The following is a 16,590-nucleotide window of genomic DNA, read 5'->3' as shown; positions in this document are numbered from 1 at the left end:
TCAATGTACTCCTTCCGCGTTGTGCGCCACGGCGGGCGCCTTCGCAGGTTTTTCAAAGCGCTTGGCCAGCATGCGCAGCAGCACGTAGAACAGCGGCGTCAGGAACAGGCCGAAGAAGGTCACGCCCAGCATGCCCCAGAACACGGCGATGCCGATCGCGTGGCGCATCTCGGCGCCGGCGCCGCTCGAGAACACCAGCGGCACCACGCCGGCGATGAAGGCGATCGACGTCATCAGGATCGGACGCAGACGCAGGCGGCTTGCCTCCAGGGCGGCGTCGATCACGCTGCGGCCGTGGTCTTCGAGTTCGCGCGCGAATTCCACGATCAGGATCGCGTTCTTCGAGGCCAGCCCCACCAGCACGAACAGGGCGATCTGGGTGAAGACATTGTTGTCGCCACCCGACAGCTTCACGCCGGCCAGCGCGCACAGGATGGACATCGGCACGATCAGGATCACCGACAGCGGCAGGGTCCAGCTTTCGTACTGGGCGGCCAGCACCAGAAACACCAGCAGCACGCACAGCGGGAACACATAGATCATGGTGTTACCCGACAGGATGTCCTGGTAGGTCAGCTCGGTCCATTCGTACGACACGCCCTTCGGCAGCGTCTCTTTCGCGATCTGTTCCATGATGGCTTGCGCCTGGCCCGACGACACGCCGGGCGCCGCGCCGCCATTCATCTCGGCCGACACGTAGCCGTTGTAACGCGTCACGCGGTCCGGACCATAGGTGTCCTTCACGCGCATCACCGACGACAGCGGAATCATCTCGCTGCTGTTGCTGCGCACCTTCAGCTGCTCGATCTGCTCGCGGTGCGAACGGAACTCGGCGTCGGCCTGCACGCGCACCTGGTAGGTACGGCCGAACTGGTTGAAGTCGTTGACGTACACCGAACCCAGGTTGACCTGCAAGGTCTGGTTGATCTCGGACAGCGGCACGCCCAGCTGCTTGGCTTTCACGCGGTCGATGTCGGCGAACAGCTGCGGCACGTTGATCTGGAAGCCCGAGAACACGCCGGCCAGCTCCGGGGTCTGCCAGGCGCGTGCCTGCAGCGCCTGCACCGCGTTGTTCAACTCGTCATAGCCGACGTTGCCGCGGTCTTCGATCATCATCTTGAAGCCGCCGGTGGTGCCCAGGCCGTTCACCGGCGGTGGCGACAGCACCAGCACGAAGGCGTCTTCGACGGCGCCCATGCGCTTGTTGATCTCGGCCGCGATGGCGTCCGCGCTCATGTCCTTGCCCTTGCGATCCTTGAACGGCTTCAGGCTGGTGAACACGATGCCGGCGTTCGGCGCATTGGTAAAGCCGTTGATCGACAGGCCCGGGAAGGCGATCGACGATTCCACGCCCGGGATCTCCTTGGCGATCGCCGACATCTGGCGGATCACGGCTTCGGTGCGGTCGAGCGACGCGGCGTCCGGCAACTGGGCGAAGCCGATCAGGTAGGCTTTATCCTGCTGCGGAACGAAGCCCGGCGGCACTGCCTTGAACATGAACACTGCGGCCACGGCCAGCGCCAGGTAGACGCCGATGGCGGCGGTCTTGCGGCGCAGGACGCCCTTCACGCCGCCTTCGTACTTCTCGGACGAACGGGCGAAGAAGCGGTTGAACACCGCAAAGAAACGCCCCAGGACTGCGTCGATCATGCGCGTCAGGCGGTCCTTCGGCGCGTGATGCGGCTGCAGGATCGAGGCCGACAGCGCCGGCGCCAGGGTCAGCGACACGAAGGCCGAAATCACGGTCGAAATCGCGATGGTCAGGGCGAACTGGCGGTAGAACTGGCCGGTCAGGCCCGCGACGAAGGCGATCGGCACGAACACGGCGCACAGCACCAGCGCGATCGCGATGATCGGGCCGCTCACTTCCTTCATCGCCTGGATGGTCGCGTCATGCGGCGTCAAGCCGTTGGCGATATTGCGCTCGACGTTTTCCACCACCACGATCGCGTCGTCGACCACGATGCCGATCGCCAGCACCAGGCCGAACAGCGACAAGGTGTTGATCGAGAAACCGAAGGCCAGCATCACGGCGAAGGTGCCGACCACCGAGACCGGCACCGCCAGCAGCGGGATGATCGAAGCGCGCCAGGTTTGCAGGAAGATGATGACGACCAGCGCCACCAGCACCACGGCTTCGAGCAGGGTCTTGATCACCGAATCGATCGACTCGCGCACGAACTGGGTCGGGTCATACACGATCGAATACTCGACGCCCTGCGGGAAGTCCTTCGCCAGCTCGTCCATCGTGGCGCGCACGTTGCTTGATAATTGCAGGTCGTTGGCGCCCGGGGCGGCGAAGATCGGAATCGCCACCGCCGACTTGTTGTTCAGCAGCGAGCGCAGCGCATACGAGCTGGAACCGAGTTCCAGGCGCGCCACGTCCTTGAGCAGGGTCGTGCCGCCGTCGGCATTGGTCTTGAGGACGATGTCGCCGAATTCCTCGACGGACTGCAGGCGGCCCACCGTGTTGACGGTCAGCTGGAAGTCGGCGTCCTTGGCCGGCCCCTGGCCGATCACGCCGGCCGCGACCTGCACATTCTGCTCGCGGATCGCCGCGACCACGTCGCCCGCGGTCAGGTTACGCTCGGCCACCTTCTGCGGATCGAGCCAGACCCGCATCGCGTATTCGCCGGAACCGAACAGCTGCACCTCGCCCATGCCCTCGATGCGGGCCAGCTGGTCCTTGACGTTCAGCACCGCGTAGTTGCGCAGGTACAGGTCATCATATTGACCGTTGGGCGAATTCAGGTGCACCACCATGGTGATGTTGGGCGACGACTTCACCGTGGTCACGCCGATCTGGCGCACCTCTTCCGGCAGGCGCGGCAAGGCGCGCTGGACCCGGTTCTGCACCGCGGTCTCGGCCTGCTCGACGTTGGTGCCGATCTTGAAGGTGACGGTCAGCATCAGCGCGCCGTCCGATGTGTTTTGCGAGGACATGTACAGCATGTCCTCGACGCCGTTGATCTGTTCTTCCAGTGGCGTGGCCACGGTTTCGGCGATCACCTTCGGGTTCGCGCCCGGATACTGGGCGCGCACCACCACCGACGGCGGCACCACTTCCGGGTATTCCGAGATCGGCAGCTGGAAGATCGAAATCAGGCCGCCGACGAAGATGATCACCGACAGCACCGCCGCGAAGATCGGCTTGTCGACAAAGAATCTGGAAAAGTTCATGTTCGATTACTCCTTGACGTCGGCCAGCGCCACTTTGGCGTCCTTGGCTGCCGGGGCTGCGGCCGCAGGGGCCACCATCGGCACGGTTTGCGCGGCGATCGGCGCGCCGGGACGCACGCGCTGCAGGCCGTTGACGACGATCTTTTCGCCCGGCTTCAAGCCGTCGCGCACCACGCGCAGGCCATCGTCGAGCGGTCCGAGCTTGACGGCGCGGTACTCGGCCTTGCCGTCCTTGTCGACCACGTACACGAACTTGCGGTCCTGGTCGGTGTTGATGGCGCGGTCCTGGATCAGGATCTGCTGGCTCGGCGCGCCGCCGGCGATCTGCACGCGGGCGAACAGGCCGGGCGCCAGCTGGCGGTCGGCATTGGCCAGGGTGGCGCGCATGCGCACGCTGCCGCTGCGGCTGTCGAGCTGGTTGTCGACGAATTCCAGCTTGCCGCTGTGCGGGAAGCCTGCTTCGCCGGCCAGGCCTACCTTCACGTCGACCGGCTGGCCGGCATGGGTGCGGCGGCTCACGCGCAGATAAGTGCTTTCGTCGCCGTCGAAGCTGGCATAGATGCGGTCCAGCGACACCACCGAGGTCAGCACGGCGCTGGCATCGACCAGGTTGCCGAGGGTGATTTCGGCTTTCGAGACGCGGCCGTCGATCGGCGCGGTGACGCGGGTATAGGCCAGGTTCAGGCGCGCGGCTTCGTACTCGGCGGCGGCGGCGCGGGCGCTGGCGTCGAGCTCCTTCTGGCCGGCGTCGCGTTCGTCGAATTCGCGCTGGGCGATGGCTTTGTCAAGCAGCAGGCGCTCGGCGCGCTGCAGTTCCAGGCGCGCCAGGTCGGCCCTGGCGCGGGCGGCGGCCGCGGCGGCCTGGGTGCGGTCGGCCTCGGCCTGGTAAGGACGCGGGTCGATCACGAAGAGGACGTCGCCTTTCTTGACTTCGGCGCCGGGCTTGAAGTTGACGGCGGTGATGTAGCCCGAGACGCGCGAACGGATCTCGACCACGTCGATCGCTTCCAGGCGGCCCGAGAATTCCTGGGTCTCGAGGACGGGCTTTTGCACGACCACGGCGGCGGACACCGGCGGCGCGGGCGGCGCTGCCGGTGCATCGTTGCTGTTGGCGTCGGCGCAGCCGGTCAGGCCGGCGCCGACGAGTCCACTGAGCGCCAGTGCGGCCACGATCACGCGCAGGTTGCCCGGTAGTTTGCCCTGTTTTGGCTGGTTATTCATGATTAACCTTTCTTATTAACGACGATTGAAAAGACAATAAAACCCCGTCCGGCGTCGTCGACCTGTCGAGTCGAGCGAAACGCTGGCGAAAAACATCCCCTTCCGCGCCGTGGCGCGGAAAAAATCAGGAAATAAGTGAAACGCGGCCGGTCAGTTCATGCCGGCGGCGCCGGGCCTAGCCCCGGGGACAGTCGCGCGCTGCGTGCAACTGCCGGCCCTGTGCCTGCTCGTTGTGATTCATGGCGACCCTCCATTTTCGATTGACTCTTACTTACCCATCAAGACTGCATAAGACGCAGTTACAATGGGTCCCCCACCGGTGCGCCAGGCACGGTGTCTTGCGATACGCTTGCTGTATCCGGCGTGGCCGGGATCAGGTGGTTGATGCTGAGGTGTCAGGCGCCTCCACGCCCTTCCAGCCGCGCGAGGAAGCTGGAAATCTCGAGCATCGCCTGCACCTTGCAGGCGCATTCGTTGCGCCCGTTCGGATCCTGCAGGTCGGGTGCGGCCATGCGGCGCACGGTGGTGCAAATGCCGGCGTTGATCAGTTTGGCGCCGTATTGTTCAGCCTCGTCGCGTAATGGATCGTCTTCGGCCGACAGGATCAGCGCCGGCGCGAGGTTCTTGAGACGGCTCGAGTGCAGCGGCGCCGCATACGGATGCGAGCGGTCGGCCGCATGCGGCAGGTAGCCGCGGTAGGCGGCCGCGCATACGGTGGCCGCCTTCTCGCGATCGGCGCAATAGGTCATCTGGCGCATCGAACCGGTGGAGAGCGCCGGGTCGAGCATCGGCATGACCAGGATCTGGCCGGCCAGGGCCGGGCCGCCGCGGTCGCGCGACATCAGCGCGCATACCGCCGCCAGGTTGGCGCCGGCTTCGATGCCGGCCGTCACCAGGAGCTTGCCGCTCCAGCCCAGCTTGGTCTTGTTCTTCTTGGCCCACTGCAGCACCGCATGGGCGTCCTCGACCGCGGCCGGGAACGGACTCACGGTCGCCAGCGTATAGGTCGAAGCCAGCACCAGCGGCAGGTGGTCGCATTCGGCGAGGCTGCGCAGGAAGTCGTCGCACTCGTCCAGGTCGCCGCTGTCGAAGCCGCCGCCGTGGAAGTACACCACCAGCAGGTCGCGCTTGGCGACCGGGCCCGCGGCATACAGCCGCGCGGCCAGGGGACCGGTGGCGCCGCCTACCTCGAGGTCGCGTACCTTGAGGCTGCGGTCGACGGCGTCCAGCACGGCGCTCATCGGGCGGCTCCCTGTTTCTGGAGCTGGACGATGCGCTCGTCGACGTCGGCGCAATCGCCGGCGCAGCTCATCTGCATTTCCAGGGACAGCGCATGGAAACCACGCGCCTCGGCGCCGGCGGCGCGCGAGTAGGCATCGGTGCAGAGCAGTGCCGCCAGTGCGACGCCGCTCAGGGCGACTGCTACCGTGGTAAAGATTCCGTTCTGAATGTTCCGATGGCTCATGGCCGGCTCCGTCTTCCTGGTCAATACATTGTTGCGATGCACACATAATAGTCTTCATCTACAATCAGATAAAGATGGCAATACCGAATTGATTGTTCGGATTGCTGAACAATCGCACTGTTTTAATCCGAAGAAGACGATATGAACAAACTCCAGGCCATGGAAGTATTCGTGCAAGTGGTCGACGCCGGCAGCTTCACGCGTGCCGCCGAGACCCTGCAATTGCCCAAGGCAACGGTGTCGACCCTGGTACAGGCGCTGGAAACCTCGCTCGCCTCCAAGCTCTTGCACCGCACCACGCGCCATGTGTCGGTGACCTCGGACGGCGCCGCCTATTACGAGCGCTGCGTGCGCATCCTGTCCGACGTGCGCGACGCCGAGGAATCGCTGTCGCGCCACCGCTTCAGCCCCAGCGGACGGCTGCGGGTGGATGCGCCGACCGGCCTGTCGGCCGAGATCCTGATTCCCGCCCTGCCCGACTTCTTCGAGCGCTATCCGGACATCACGCTCGAACTCGGCACCACCGACCGCCCGGTCGACCTGGTCGAGGAAGGCGTCGATTGCGCCGTGCGCGGCGGGGAATTGCTCGATACCAATCTCATTGCACGTCGGGTCGGGGTGATCAACTTCGTCACCTGCGCCTCCCCCGCCTATGTGGAACGCTACGGCATGCCGATGCACCCGCGCGACCTGGAGCGGCACCGCTGCGTGAATTATTTCTCGGCGAGGAATGGCAAGATCTCCAGCTGGGACTACACCCGCGACGGCGAGCGCATCGACATGACCTTGCCCGGCGTGATCGCCCTGAACGATTCGAGCGCTTATATCCAGGCCGGCCTGTCGGGGCTGGGCGTGATCAATATGACGGATTACCTGCTCAACGAGCACTTGGCCACCGGCAAGATGGTGCGCCTGCTGCCCGAATGGCGCTGCGACCCGCTGCCGGTGCACGTCGTCTATCCGCACAACCGCCACCTGTCGGCCAAGGTGCGGGTATTCGTCGAATGGATCTCGGAACTGTTCGCAAACCATCCGAACCTGCGCCTGCAGCCGGCCGACACCGCGGCGCCCGTGCCGGCGCTGCCGTCGAGTGCGCGGCAGGCCGGACAAGGAGACTGATGCGGGCGTAGAATCGTCGTTACAACAACTGGAGGCCGCCGTCATGGAATTTTCCTCTACGCCGCGCGATATCGACGTGTTGCTGGCCCGCTATGCCGAGAGCCACCGCAATCCCGTCAACGAACTGATCCACTTCGTCTGCATCCCCGCCATCGTGTTCAGCCTGCTGGGCATCCTGTGGGCAATTCACCCGCTCGTGGCCCTGGCGGTCGTGGGCGCCGCGCTGGTCTATTACATCAGGCTGTCCAGGCCGTTCGCGCTCGGCATGGCGGCGATGGCCGCCGTGATGCTGGGGCTGCTGAACATGCTGCCGGAAGGCACCGTGCTGGTGACCTCGATCGGGGTGTTCGTGCTGGCCTGGATCGGGCAATTCATCGGCCACCATATCGAGGGCAAGAAACCATCGTTCTTCGACGACCTGCGCTTCCTGCTGATCGGGCCATTATTCGTGCTGAGCTTTCTGTATCGGCGAATGCGGCTGGCCTATTGATCACCCGACGGCGATGTTGCGCTTTTGATACAGCGGAGCGCCCCACCGCCGTAAAAGATGCCGGCAGGAACAAAGCGGGAGGACTATACTCCCGCGAATGTCTTCTCCCGTCCTCTTCATCATCGCCTCACTGATCTGGGGCTCGACCTTCTGGGCCATCACCTTACAGCTGGGACACACCGCTCCCGCCGTGTCGGTGGCCTACCGTTTCTTCCTGGCTGCCGCCGCCCTGTTCGCCATCTGCCTGGTGCGCCGCGACAGCCTGCGCCTGCCCTGGCGCACCCATCGCTGGATGGCGCTGCAGGGCGGGCTGACCTTCGGCATCTCGTATATCTGCACCTACGAATCGGAGCAGCACATCGTCTCTGGCCTGGTGGCGGTGATGTTCGCGCTGATGGTGTTCTGGACGCCGATCTGGAGCCGCGTATTCTTCGGCACCGAGGTCAAGGGACGCACCTGGGCCTGCGGCGGCATCGCCACCGTCGGCGTGGCCCTGCTGTTCTGGCACTCGATCAGCGACGCCTGGCAAGAATTGAAGACGGGCGGCGACGGCCATTTCCTGGCCGGCGTGGTGCTGGCGCTGGCCGCCACCCTGGCCAGCTCGGCCGGCAGCATCGTGGTCAACAAGGTCAAGGAACAATCGTCCAACCTGCCGCTGACGATGGCCTGGTCGATGTTGTGGGGCGCGTCGATGGTGGCGGTATGGTCGCTTGCCAACGGCAATGCCTTTACCCTACCCGAGAGCCCCACCTACTGGGCGGGCCTGGTGTACCTGTCGATCTTCGGCTCGGTCATCGCCTTCTTCGCCTATTTCACGCTGATCGGCCGCATCGGCGCCAACAAGGCCGTCTACATCGGCGTCGTCACGCCCGTGCTGTCGGTGCTGCTGTCGGTCCAGCTCGAAGACTACCGCCCCGGCCTGCTCGAATTCCTGGGCATGGTGCTGTGCCTGGCCAGCGTCGCCTGGGCCGTGCGCACGCCTGCCGCCAGGAGCGTGCAATCCGCTAACCTGAACAATGCCATTGAATCGCCATGAATGTTAACACCGCCTTTTCCATCCGCCCCGCCCAGCCGCAAGACGTCGCCCACATCCACGCCATGATCGTGGAGCTGGCGGTGTTCGAAAAACTCGAACACATGGTGGTCGCCACCGAAGCCCTGCTGCACGAAGGCCTGTTCGGCGCGCGCCCATCGTGCGAAGCGATCGTCGGTGAAGAAAACGGTGAAGTCGTCACCTTCGCCCTGTTCTTCCATAACTTCTCGACCTTCCTCACCAGGAAGGGCCTGTACCTGGAAGACCTGTATGTAAAACAGGCGCACCGCGGCAAGGGCTATGGCACGCAGATGCTGCAACGCCTGGCGCAGCTGGCGGTCGAACGCGGCTGCGGACGTTTCGAATGGTCGGTGCTGGACTGGAACGAACCGGCCATCCAGTTTTACCAAGCCATGGGCGCGGACGTCATGCCGGATTGGCGCATCTGCCGCGTCACCGGCGACAGCCTGCTGTCGCTCGCGCAGCGCAGCTGAAGCACGCAATAAAAGCGACGCCCGAAAGAAAAACCCACGGGCCTTGGCACCGTGGGCAAACCCATTTTGGCAAATGGGGAGGGGAGATGGGAATCACATGAATGACTATAGTTGGCCATTCTTAATGATCCATTAAGGCTTACATTTGCTTACTGCTGTAACCGCCGTAGTAACCGTTTGTCGTTATCGCGTGTTGAATCCATCATCGGCCAGGCAAGAAAGCCAGGCTTGAGGGTGATCAAGCACTTACCCACCGTGGCTGCGAGTGTTGCGACAAAGGGACAAGTGTTGCCAAATTACACGGCAAGACCGGGCGCGCGCAGGACGCCGCCATTGACCACGGCCTGGCAGGGATTGAAGCCGATCGCATACGCCAGGTCGGCGGGACGGGCGATGTTCCACAAGGCCAGGTCGGCGCGCTTGCCGACCGTCAGGGTGCCGATCTCGGCCTGCAGGCCCAGGGCCAGCGCGCCATAGGCGGTCGCGCCGAGCAGGGCTTCCTGCGGCGTCAGGCGCCACAGGGTGCACGCCATATTCATCGCCAGCAGCAGCGACGTCATCGGCGAGGTGCCGGGATTGCAGTCGGTGGCCACCGCCATCGGCACGCCGGCTTCGCGCAGCGCGTCGATCGGCGGCATCACGGTCTCGCGCAAAAAATAATAGGCCCCCGGCAGCAGCACCGCCACGGTGCCGGCGCGCGCCATCGCCGCGATGCCTTGCGGGCTCAGATGTTCCAGGTGGTCGGCCGACAGGCCTTCGTAGCGCGCCACCAGTTCCGCCCCGCCCTGGTCCGACAACTGCTCGGCGTGCAGCTTGAGCGGCAGGTCGAGCTTGCGCGCGGCGTCGAACACGCGCTCGGTCTGGGCGCGCGTGAAACCGATCCGTTCGCAGAAGGCGTCCACCGCGTCGACCAGGCCTTGCGCGGCGAGCGCCGGCAGCATGCGCTCGCACACTTCAGTCACGTAGTCGTCCTGGCGGCCGGCGAATTCCGGCGGCAGCGCGTGCGCGCCGAGGAAGGTGGTCGCCACCCGCACCGGCAGCAGCGCGCCGATGCGGCGCGCGGCGCGCAGCATGCGTTCTTCGGCGCCCTGTTCGAGGCCGTAGCCCGACTTGATCTCGAGCGTGGTCACGCCCTCGGCCAGCAGGGCGCGCACGCGCGGCAGGCTGGCCGCGACCAGGTCGTCGACACTGGCTGCGCGCGTGGCGCGCACGGTGGACATGATGCCGCCGCCCTGGCGCGCGATGTCTTCATAGGTGGCGCCGTTCAGGCGCGCTTCCCACTCGTTGCTGCGGTTGCCGGCGTGGACCACGTGGGTATGGCAGTCGACCAGGCCCGGCGTCATCCAGGCGCCGCCGCAATCGTGCACCCGGCTTGCCGGCGGGGCATCAAGGCGCTTGCCGATCCAGGCGATGCGGCCATCCTTCACCGCCAGCGCGGCGTCCGGCAGCTCGCCGTAGCCGTCCTCCATCGTCGCCAGGTGGACGTTGGTGAAGAGCAGGTCAGTCATACATCTCTGCGTCGTCGTCTTCCGAATAATAGTGGACGTCGACGATGAAGATCGTGGCCTGCCCCGCTTCCAGCGACCACACCGTGCCCTGGTCGAGGATCACGGCGTCGTAGCGCACCAGGCCGATGCGCTCGTCGTCGCTGGCCAGCTGCAGGCTGTCGCCCTCGGCCAGGAACAGCACCGTCACCTCGGCGCGCGCGACGAAGGTGGAGTCGCCGCTCAGGCGACGCCGCCCGAACTGGTGCCAGCAGCGCTCGCTGCGCGACATGACGTTGAAGTCCAGGGTCGGCCCGCGATTGAGCCGGGCCTGCACCTCGGAATCGCCGTCGAACGCGATCACCGGTTCGGCGTCGCTGATCAGGGTCGGCTCGCCGTCGATCTGCAGGGTCAGGCCATGGCCGTCGACCAGCGCCAGGGTGCGGTCGACGCCGGGGAAGCGCGAGAACGCGCCGTCCTCGGCGATGGTCGCCAGGCTGACGCGCCAGTCGAAATCGTCGAAGCCGGCGTCAGGCGGGCCGATCGCGATCTCGATCGTGCTGCCGCCGCCGTTCTTCCACGGCGCCGGGGCCAAGCCTGCAAACGGAATCAAGACTGTCATTTCACACCTCCTGGGTCACTGCGCGCAAATCCCTGAGCGCCTGGCGGTAGCGCTGGGCGACCTCGTCCTGCGCCATGTGGCGCCCGTCCTGCACCACCCAGCGGCCGCCGCACAGCACGTCGCGCACCAGGTTGTCGTTGCCACAGAATACAACACGTCCGAGCACTTCGGATTCAATCACGCCATCGAGGTTCGGATGCTGCTCGTCCAGCACCAGCAGGTCGGCGCGCCGGCCGGCCTCGAGCAGGCCGACGCGGCGCCCCGTCGCCAGCGCGCCGCCCTGCAGCGCCGCCTGCCACAGATAGTCGCCCACGTCGCGCCGTTCACGGGTGTGCGCCACGTTGCGTTGCTGGTGCAACAGACGCTGGCCGTACTCGAGCCAGCGCAGCTCTTCGACCGGGCTTTGCGACACGTGGCTGTCGCTGCCGACGCCGAAGCGCCCGCCCGCCTCGATGAAGGGCGCCAGCGGGAACAGGCCGTCGCCCAGGTTGGCCTCGGTGGTCGGGCACAGGCCGGCCACCGCGCCGCTGCTTGCCAGCGCCACGACTTCGTTCTCGTTCAAATGGGTCGCGTGCACCAGGCACCAGCGCGCATCGAGCGCGACGTGGTCCATCAGGTATTCGACCGGGCGCCGGCCGGCATGCGCCAGGCACTGCGCCACCTCGCCCTGCTGCTCGGCGATGTGGATGTGCAGCGGACGCCCCGGCGGCAAGCCGCCCGCCAGCGCCCGGATCTGATCGATGGTGGCGGCGCGCAGCGAGTGCGGCGCGGCGCCGACTTCCAGCTGGCCGCCGCGCAGCGGGCCCAGGGCCTCGACGATGCCGAGCACCTCGTCGACGTCCGTGCGAAAGCGCGCCTGCGCCGGCGCCAGCGGCTTTTCGCCGAAGCCCGCATGGCTGTACAGCACCGGCAGCAGGGTCAATCCCATGCCGGTCGCCTGTCCCGCCGCGGCCACCCGCTCGGCCGTCTCGGCCGGCCGCGCATAGGCGGCGCCGTCGGCGTCGCGCTGCAGGTAGTGGAACTCGCACACCGAGGTGTAGCCGTGGCGCAGGCACTCGGCGAACAGCTGGGCCGCGATGGCCTCGATCTGGCCTGGGGTGATGCGGGCGGCGAAGCGGTACATCAGGTCGCGCCAGGTCCAGAAGCTGTCCGGCCCGTCGCCGGCGCGTTCGGTCAGGCCGCCCAGCGCGCGCTGGAAGGCGTGCGAATGCAGGTTGACCATGCCGGGCAGGACGTATTGCGCCTGCCGCATGCCGGGGGAAGCGGTGGCGCCGGGCGCCACCCGGGTCAGGTCGCCGTGCGCATCCCATTCGAGCAGGACGTCGCGCTGCCAGCCTTGCGGCAGCAGCGCATGGCGCGCGAACAGGGCTGTCGTCATGGACGCACCCAGTTCACCGCGGCCATGACCATGTCGCGCAGCAGCGGTTGCAACTGAGCGGCGACGTCAGGGCGATAGTCGAACGGCGGCGCCTCGTCCATGTACAGGCACTGGCATTTCTCGAGCTGGATCGCATGCACGCCGTGCGCCGGCTGGCCGTAGTGGCGCGTGATATGGCCGCCCTTGAAGCGGCCGTTCAGGGCGATCGTGTAGCGCTCCTGGGCGCGCGCCACGCCCAGGACCGCCTCCTCCAGTCCCGGGTCGCACGACTTGCCTTCGGCGGTGCCGAAGTTCAGGTCGGGCAGCTTGCCCTCGAAAAAGCGCGGCACGATCGAGGCGATCGAATGCGCTTCCCACAGCACCACGCGGCCATGTTCGGCTTTCAGGCGATCGAGTTCGGCGCGCAGTTGCGCGTGATATGGCCGCCAGTAGCGTTCCAGGCGCCGCCCTACCTCGGCCTGGTCGGGCTCCATGCCCTCCCGGTAAAGACGTTCGCGCCCGAAGGTGTCGAGCGGGCACAGGCCGGTCGTGTCCAGGCCCGGATACAGGTTGGTGTTCTCTGGCGGGCGGTTCAGGTCGATCAGGTAGCGCGACCAGCGCGCCGAGATGGTCGAGATGCCCATCTCTTCCAGGAAGCCGTACAGTTCCGGCAAGTGCCAGTCGGTGTCGGCGCGCGCCGCGGCGCAGGGCGCCAGCGTGTCCGCCACCTCGTCGGGGATGTCAGTGCCCGCATGCGGCATCGACACCAGCATGGGAAGCCTGCCTGCCTTGAACCGGAACTCCATCTTGCCTCCTTTGTGTTTACGGGTGCAGTACGGTGAACAACTCCTTGCACGACGCCGACAGCGCGCCGTCGACCACCAACCTGCGCGCGGCCTCGATATCGGGCGCGAAGAAGCGGTCGGCATCGTAGGGCGCGACGTGCTGGCGCAGCTGGGCATGCACCGATTCCAGCGTCTCGGAGCTTTTCAAGGGGCGGTGGAATTCGATGCCCTGGCTTGCTGCCAGCAGCTCGATCCCGACGATGACCGCCGTATTGTGCGCCATCTGGTCGAGACGGCGCGCAGCGAAGGTCGCCATGCTCACGTGGTCTTCCTGGTTGGCCGACGTCGGCAGGCTGTCGACGCTGGCCGGATGGGCCAGCGACTTGTTTTCGGAGGCCAGCGCGGCGGCGGTCACGTGGGCGATCATGAAGCCCGAGTTCAGCCCCGGTTCGCGCACCAGGAAGGCCGGCAGGCCGGACAGGTTGGCGTCGATCAGCAGCGCGATGCGGCGCTCGGCCAACGCGCCGATCTCGGCGATCGCCAGCGCCAGCGTGTCGGCGGCGAAGGCCACCGGCTCGGCGTGGAAGTTGCCGCCAGAAATGATCTCTCCGCCCTCGAACAAGAGCGGATTGTCGGTCACGGCGTTCGCCTCGATCAGCAGGGTGCGGCCGGCATTGGCGATCAGGTCCATCACGGCGCCCATCACCTGCGGCTGGCAGCGCAGGCTGTACGGGTCCTGCACCCGCTCGTCGCCCACCAGGTGCGAGGCGCGGATCGCGCTGCCCGCCACCAGTTCGCGGTAGATCTTCGCCGCCGCGATCTGGCCCGGCTGGCCGCGCACCGCGTGGATGCGCGGATCGAACGGCGCATCGCTGCCGCGCGCCGCATCGACCGACAGCGAGCCGGTGACCATCGCCGCCTCCAGCAGGCGTTCGGCCATGAACAGGCCATGCAGCGCCAGCGCGGTCGAGACTTGCGTGCCGTTGATCAGGGCCAGGCCCTCCTTCGCCGCCAGCGTCACCGGTTCGATGCCGGCCGCGCGCAATGCGTCGACGGCTTCCACCAGCACGCCATCGTGGCGCACCTGGCCCACGCCCAGCATCGCCAGCGTCATATGGGCCAGCGGCGCCAGGTCGCCCGAGGCGCCGACCGAACCCTGCGAGGGAATCGCCGGCATGATGTTGGCGTTGTACAGGGCGACCAGAGTCTCGACGATGATCGGACGCACGCCCGAATAGCCGCGCGCCAGGCTGCCGATCTTGGTCAGCAGGATCAGGCGCACGATGGTGTCCGAAAGAAGCTCACCGGTGCCGACCGCATGCGACAGGATCAGGTTGCGCTGCAGGGTGGCCAGCTGGTCGTTGGGAATATGGGCCTTGGCCAGGATGCCGAAGCCGGTGTTGATGCCATAGGCCGGGTCGCCCTTGGCGACGATGGCGTCCACGGTGGCGGCGGAGGCCGCGATGTCGTCCCATGCCTTGGCCGCCAGGTCCAGTCGCTGGTGGCCGCCCCAGACGGCGCGCAGGTCGCTGAGCGCCAGTGCGCCGGGTTGCAGGGTGAGGCGTTGAAGAGTGTCGTTCATGGTCGCTGCTGGGTTTATTTGATCATTGGAAGGTTCAGGCCATTGCGCTTGGCGCAGTCGATGGCGCTGTCATAGCCGGCGTCGGCGTGGCGCATCACGCCCGAGGCGCTGTCGTTCACCAGCACCCTTGCCAGGCGTTTCGCCGCGGCCTCGGTGCCGTCGGCCACGATCACCACGCCGGAATGCTGCGAGTAGCCCATGCCCACGCCGCCGCCGTGGTGCAGCGAGACCCAGGTGGCGCCGCCGGCCGTGTTCAGCAAGGCGTTCAGCAGCGGCCAGTCCGAGACGGCATCGGTGCCGTCGCGCATCGCCTCGGTCTCGCGGTTCGGGCTGGCCACCGAGCCGGTGTCGAGGTGGTCGCGGCCGATCACCACCGGCGCCTTCAGCTCGCCCGTGCGCACCATCTCGTTGAAGGCCAGGCCGGCCAGGTGGCGCTCGCCCAGGCCCAGCCAGCAGATGCGCGCCGGCAGGCCCTGGAAGGCGATCCGTTCGCGCGCCATGTCGAGCCAGCGGTGCACCCGCGCGTCGTGCGGGAACAGCTCCTTGATCCTGGCGTCGGTTTTATAAATGTCTTCCGGGTCGCCTGACAGCGCCACCCAGCGGAACGGGCCGCGGCCCTCGCAGAACTGCGGCCTGATATAAGCCGGCACGAAGCCCGGGAAGTCGAAGGCATCCTGCACGCCCTCGTCCTTGGCCACCTGGCGGATATTGTTGCCGTAGTCGACGGCGTGGGCGCCGAGCGCCTTGAAGTCGAGGATGGCGCGCACGTGGATCGCGCACGATGCCGCCGCTTCGGCCTTCAGGCGCGCATGCTGGCCCGGGTCCGCCTGCGCCGCCTTCCACTGTTCGACGCTCCAGCCGATCGGCAGATAGCCGTTGATCAGGTCATGGGCCGAAGTCTGGTCGGTGACGAGATCCGGCGCCAGGCCGCCCTCTTTCGCGCGGCGCACCAGTTCCGGCAGCACCTCGGCCGCATTGCCGAGCAGGCCGATCGAGATGGCCTCGCGCGCGTCCTTGTGCTGGCGGATCATGGCGAGCGCTTCGTCGATGTCGCGCGCCTGCTTGTCCAGGTAGCGGGTGCGCAGGCGGAAGTCGATGCTGCTCTGCTGGCATTCGACGGTCAGCGAGACGGCGCCGGCGAAGGTGGCGGCCAGCGGCTGGGCGCCGCCCATGCCGCCCAGGCCCGCCGTCAACACCCAGCGGCCGGCCATATCGCCACCGAAGTGCTGGCGGCCCGCCTCGGCGAAGGTTTCATAAGTGCCCTGCACGATGCCCTGGGTGCCGATATAGATCCAGCTGCCGGCCGTCATCTGGCCGTACATGAACAGGCCCTTGCGATCGAGTTCATTGAAATGTTCCCAGTCGGCCCATTTCGGCACCAGGTTCGAGTTCGCCAGCAGCACGCGCGGCGCATCCGGGTGGGTCTGGAACACGCCGACCGGCTTGCCGGACTGGATCAGGAGGGTCTGGTCATCCTCGAGCGCGCGCAGCGAGGCCAGGATCTGGTCATAGCATTCCCAGTTGCGGGCGGCGCGGCCGATGCCGCCGTAGACCACCAGGCGCTGCGGGTTTTCCGCGACCTCGGCGTCGAGGTTGTTCTGGATCATGCGGTAGGCGGCTTCGGTCAGCCAGCTCTTGCAGCTGAGCTGGTTGCCGCGTGGCGCTTGAATGACGCGGGTCGGGTCGAAACGCGGGTCGTCGAGAGGACGGGTATCTTGGGACATGGCGGCTCCTTCGGTCGGGGATACGGCGCGCGCT

Annotated in this window: 14 protein-coding genes; 4 read left to right on the top strand and 10 right to left on the bottom strand. The window is 66.6% G+C overall.

Annotated elements, in window-relative coordinates; translation table 11 throughout:
• The 4 genes from HMPREF9710_RS06920 to HMPREF9710_RS06905 form a co-directional block, all read right to left on the bottom strand.
• A complete protein-coding gene (locus tag HMPREF9710_RS06920; RefSeq protein WP_005665117.1) occupies window positions 1-3,180 on the bottom strand; it encodes an efflux RND transporter permease subunit in 3,180 nt (1,059 codons plus the stop codon).
• Between the two features lie 6 nt (window positions 3,181-3,186).
• The gene (locus tag HMPREF9710_RS06915; protein WP_005665116.1) at window positions 3,187-4,401 is read right to left on the bottom strand and encodes an efflux RND transporter periplasmic adaptor subunit; all 1,215 of its coding nucleotides are present in this window, start codon (window positions 4,399-4,401) and stop codon (window positions 3,187-3,189) included.
• A gap of 395 nt (window positions 4,402-4,796) precedes the next feature.
• Entirely contained in the window at window positions 4,797-5,642 is an 846-nt protein-coding gene (locus tag HMPREF9710_RS06910) for an alpha/beta hydrolase (protein ID WP_005665114.1), read from the bottom strand.
• On the bottom strand, window positions 5,639-5,866 hold the full coding sequence (locus HMPREF9710_RS06905; protein ID WP_005665113.1) for a hypothetical protein: 228 nt from the start codon (window positions 5,864-5,866) through the stop codon (window positions 5,639-5,641). The genes HMPREF9710_RS06910 and HMPREF9710_RS06905 overlap by 4 nt, the downstream gene beginning before the upstream one ends.
• Before the next feature lie 141 nt (window positions 5,867-6,007).
• Here HMPREF9710_RS06905 and HMPREF9710_RS06900 point away from each other — a divergent pair, with 141 nt between their 5' ends.
• The 4 genes from HMPREF9710_RS06900 (at window position 6,008) to HMPREF9710_RS06885 (ending at window position 9,002) form a co-directional block, all read left to right on the top strand.
• Entirely contained in the window at window positions 6,008-6,985 is a 978-nt protein-coding gene (locus HMPREF9710_RS06900; RefSeq protein WP_005665111.1) for a LysR family transcriptional regulator, read from the top strand.
• Between the two features lie 43 nt (window positions 6,986-7,028).
• Window positions 7,029-7,475 carry an Mpo1 family 2-hydroxy fatty acid dioxygenase gene (locus tag HMPREF9710_RS06895; RefSeq protein WP_005665110.1) on the top strand — a complete coding sequence of 149 codons (447 nt, stop codon included), beginning with the start codon at window positions 7,029-7,031 and terminating at the stop codon, window positions 7,473-7,475.
• Between the two features lie 97 nt (window positions 7,476-7,572).
• Window positions 7,573-8,511 carry a DMT family transporter gene (locus HMPREF9710_RS06890; protein ID WP_005665108.1) on the top strand — a complete coding sequence of 313 codons (939 nt, stop codon included), beginning with the start codon at window positions 7,573-7,575 and terminating at the stop codon, window positions 8,509-8,511.
• Window positions 8,508-9,002: a GNAT family N-acetyltransferase gene (locus HMPREF9710_RS06885; protein WP_005665106.1), complete on the top strand. Its 495-nt coding sequence runs from the start codon at window positions 8,508-8,510 to the stop codon at window positions 9,000-9,002. Before HMPREF9710_RS06890 ends, HMPREF9710_RS06885 begins: the two co-directional genes overlap by 4 nt.
• Window positions 9,003-9,298: 296 nt before the next feature.
• On the opposite strand, the gene hutI is transcribed toward HMPREF9710_RS06885, so the two are convergent.
• From hutI to hutU, 6 genes are read right to left on the bottom strand one after another with little or no spacing between them, the layout of a single operon-like run.
• Entirely contained in the window at window positions 9,299-10,510 is a 1,212-nt protein-coding gene (gene hutI / locus HMPREF9710_RS06880; protein ID WP_005665104.1) for an imidazolonepropionase, read from the bottom strand.
• The gene (locus HMPREF9710_RS06875) at window positions 10,503-11,108 is read right to left on the bottom strand and encodes a HutD/Ves family protein (RefSeq protein WP_005665102.1); all 606 of its coding nucleotides are present in this window, start codon (window positions 11,106-11,108) and stop codon (window positions 10,503-10,505) included. Before HMPREF9710_RS06875 ends, hutI begins: the two co-directional genes overlap by 8 nt.
• Window position 11,109: 1 nt before the next feature.
• Complete coding sequence (locus tag HMPREF9710_RS06870; RefSeq protein WP_005665100.1) at window positions 11,110-12,486, bottom strand: formimidoylglutamate deiminase; 1,377 nt, start codon at window positions 12,484-12,486, stop codon at window positions 11,110-11,112.
• Window positions 12,483-13,271 carry an N-formylglutamate deformylase gene (gene hutG, locus HMPREF9710_RS06865; protein ID WP_005665098.1) on the bottom strand — a complete coding sequence of 263 codons (789 nt, stop codon included), beginning with the start codon at window positions 13,269-13,271 and terminating at the stop codon, window positions 12,483-12,485. The genes HMPREF9710_RS06870 and hutG overlap by 4 nt, the downstream gene beginning before the upstream one ends.
• Window positions 13,272-13,287: 16 nt before the next feature.
• On the bottom strand, window positions 13,288-14,832 hold the full coding sequence (gene hutH / locus HMPREF9710_RS06860) for a histidine ammonia-lyase (protein WP_005665096.1): 1,545 nt from the start codon (window positions 14,830-14,832) through the stop codon (window positions 13,288-13,290).
• A gap of 14 nt (window positions 14,833-14,846) precedes the next feature.
• Window positions 14,847-16,556: a urocanate hydratase gene (gene hutU, locus HMPREF9710_RS06855; RefSeq protein WP_005665094.1), complete on the bottom strand. Its 1,710-nt coding sequence runs from the start codon at window positions 16,554-16,556 to the stop codon at window positions 14,847-14,849.
• Between the last annotated feature and the right edge of the window lie 34 nt (window positions 16,557-16,590).

Origin of the sequence: Massilia timonae CCUG 45783, assembly GCF_000315425.1 — a bacterium.
GTDB lineage: Bacteria > Pseudomonadota > Gammaproteobacteria > Burkholderiales > Burkholderiaceae_D > Telluria > Telluria timonae.
Note: the sequence above shows the minus strand (reverse complement) of the source record. Positions and strands in the feature narration are given on the sequence as shown.